Annotated in this window: 2 rRNA genes; both read right to left on the bottom strand. The window is 53.3% G+C overall.

What is annotated here, in order from left to right:
* Window positions 1–60 (bottom strand): 5S ribosomal RNA (gene rrf / locus O3S68_RS24370); the annotation flags it as partial.
* A gap of 96 nt (window positions 61–156) precedes the next feature.
* Window positions 157–3,064 (bottom strand): 23S ribosomal RNA (locus tag O3S68_RS24160).
* Window positions 3,065–3,185 lie beyond the last annotated feature (121 nt).

Here is a 3,185-nt window from a genome sequence, read left to right as displayed (position 1 = left end):
GCGTTTCACTTCTGAGTTCGGCATGGGGTCAGGTGGGACCACCGCGCTACTGCCGCCAGGCAAATTCTGTTGTCAGACCGTTCTCACGCCCTGACCTAATCTGTATCTCGCTGAAAATCTTCTCTGTCTCTCACGCCAAAACATCTTCGGCGTTGTAAGGTTAAGCCTCACGGTTCATTAGTACCGGTTAGCTCAACGCATCGCTGCGCTTACACACCCGGCCTATCAACGTCGTCGTCTTCAACGTTCCTTCAGGAGACTTAAAGTCTCAGGGAGAACTCATCTCGGGGCAAGTTTCGTGCTTAGATGCTTTCAGCACTTATCTCTTCCGCATTTAGCTACCGGGCAGTGCCATTGGCATGACAACCCGAACACCAGTGATGCGTCCACTCCGGTCCTCTCGTACTAGGAGCAGCCCCCCTCAATTCTCCAGCGCCCACGGCAGATAGGGACCGAACTGTCTCACGACGTTCTAAACCCAGCTCGCGTACCACTTTAAATGGCGAACAGCCATACCCTTGGGACCTACTTCAGCCCCAGGATGTGATGAGCCGACATCGAGGTGCCAAACACCGCCGTCGATATGAACTCTTGGGCGGTATCAGCCTGTTATCCCCGGAGTACCTTTTATCCGTTGAGCGATGGCCCTTCCATTCAGAACCACCGGATCACTATGACCTGCTTTCGCACCTGCTCGCGCCGTCACGCTCGCAGTCAAGCCAGCTTATGCCATTGCACTAACCTCCTGATGTCCGACCAGGATTAGCTGACCTTCGTGCTCCTCCGTTACGCTTTAGGAGGAGACCGCCCCAGTCAAACTACCCACCAGACACTGTCCGCAACCCGGATTACGGGTCCACGTTAGAACACCAGCCATTAAAGGGTGGTATTTCAAGGACGGCTCCACGCAGACTGGCGTCCACGCTTCAAAGCCTCCCACCTATCCTACACATCAAGGACCAGTGTTCAGTGTCAAGCTATAGTAAAGGTTCACGGGGTCTTTCCGTCTTGCCGCGGGTACACTGCATCTTCACAGCGAGTTCAATTTCACTGAGTCTCGGGTGGAGACAGCCTGGCCATCATTACGCCATTCGTGCAGGTCGGAACTTACCCGACAAGGAATTTCGCTACCTTAGGACCGTTATAGTTACGGCCGCCGTTTACCGGGGCTTCGATCAAGAGCTTCTCCTTACGGATGACCCCATCAATTAACCTTCCGGCACCGGGCAGGCGTCACACCGTATACGTCCACTTTCGTGTTTGCACAGTGCTGTGTTTTTAATAAACAGTTGCAGCCAGCTGGTATCTTCGACTGATTTCAGCTCCATCCGCGAGGGACTTCACCTACGTATCAGCGTGCCTTCTCCCGAAGTTACGGCACCATTTTGCCTAGTTCCTTCACCCGAGTTCTCTCAAGCGCCTTGGTATTCTCTACCTGACCACCTGTGTCGGTTTGGGGTACGATTTCGTGTTACCTGGAGCTTAGAGGCTTTTCCTGGAAGCAGGGCATTTGTTACTTCAGCACCGTAGTGCCTCGTCATCACGCCTCAGTGTTAAAGTGCTCCGGATTTGCCTGGAGCACACACCTTCACGCTTAAACCGGGACAACCGTCGCCCGGCTAACATAGCCTTCTCCGTCCCCCCTTCGCAGTAACACCAAGTACAGGAATATTAACCTGTTTCCCATCGACTACGCCTTTCGGCCTCGCCTTAGGGGTCGACTCACCCTGCCCCGATTAACGTTGGACAGGAACCCTTGGTCTTCCGGCGAGCGGGCTTTTCACCCGCTTTATCGTTACTTATGTCAGCATTCGCACTTCTGATACCTCCAGCAACCCTCACAGGCCACCTTCGCAGGCTTACAGAACGCTCCCCTACCCAACAACGCATAAGCGTCGCTGCCGCAGCTTCGGTGCATGGTTTAGCCCCGTTACATCTTCCGCGCAGGCCGACTCGACCAGTGAGCTATTACGCTTTCTTTAAATGATGGCTGCTTCTAAGCCAACATCCTGGCTGTCTGGGCCTTCCCACATCGTTTCCCACTTAACCATGACTTTGGGACCTTAGCTGGCGGTCTGGGTTGTTTCCCTCTTCACGACGGACGTTAGCACCCGCCGTGTGTCTCCCGTGATAACATTCTCCGGTATTCGTAGTTTGCATCGGGTTGGTAAGCCGGGATGGCCCCCTAGCCGAAACAGTGCTCTACCCCCGGAGATGAATTCACGAGGCGCTACCTAAATAGCTTTCGGGGAGAACCAGCTATCTCCCGGTTTGATTGGCCTTTCACCCCCAGCCACAAGTCATCCGCTAATTTTTCAACATTAGTCGGTTCGGTCCTCCAGTTAGTGTTACCCAACCTTCAACCTGCCCATGGCTAGATCACCGGGTTTCGGGTCTATACCCTGCAACTTAACGCCCAGTTAAGACTCGGTTTCCCTTCGGCTCCCCTATTCGGTTAACCTTGCTACAGAATATAAGTCGCTGACCCATTATACAAAAGGTACGCAGTCACACCCCGAAGGATGCTCCCACTGCTTGTACGTACACGGTTTCAGGTTCTTTTTCACTCCCCTCGCCGGGGTTCTTTTCGCCTTTCCCTCACGGTACTGGTTCACTATCGGTCAGTCAGGAGTATTTAGCCTTGGAGGATGGTCCCCCCATATTCAGACAGGATACCACGTGTCCCGCCCTACTCATCGAGCTCACAGCCTGTGTGCTTTTGTGTACGGGGCTGTCACCCTGTATCGCGCGACTTTCCAGACGCTTCCACTAACACACAAGCTGATTCAGGCTCTGGGCTGCTCCCCGTTCGCTCGCCGCTACTGGGGGAATCTCGGTTGATTTCTTTTCCTCGGGGTACTTAGATGTTTCAGTTCCCCCGGTTCGCCTCATTAACCTATGGATTCAGTTAATGATAGTGTGACGAGTCACACTGGGTTTCCCCATTCGGACATCGCCGGTTATAACGGTTCATATCACCTTACCGGCGCTTTTCGCAGATTAGCACGTCCTTCATCGCCTCTGACTGCCAGGGCATCCACCGTGTACGCTTAGTCGCTTAACCTCACAACCCGAAGATGTTTCGTGAAACATCCGCGTGTCGCGAAAATTTGAGAGACTCACAGAACAGTTCGCACTGTTCAGTGTTTCAATTTTCAGCTTGATCCAGATTTTTAAAGAGCAAA

The sequence above is a fragment of the Kosakonia sp. SOY2 genome, from assembly GCF_027109175.1.
Taxonomy (GTDB): domain Bacteria; phylum Pseudomonadota; class Gammaproteobacteria; order Enterobacterales; family Enterobacteriaceae; genus Kosakonia.
The sequence above is the reverse complement of the archived record's forward strand: the minus strand, read 5'-3'. Positions and strand labels throughout refer to the sequence as shown.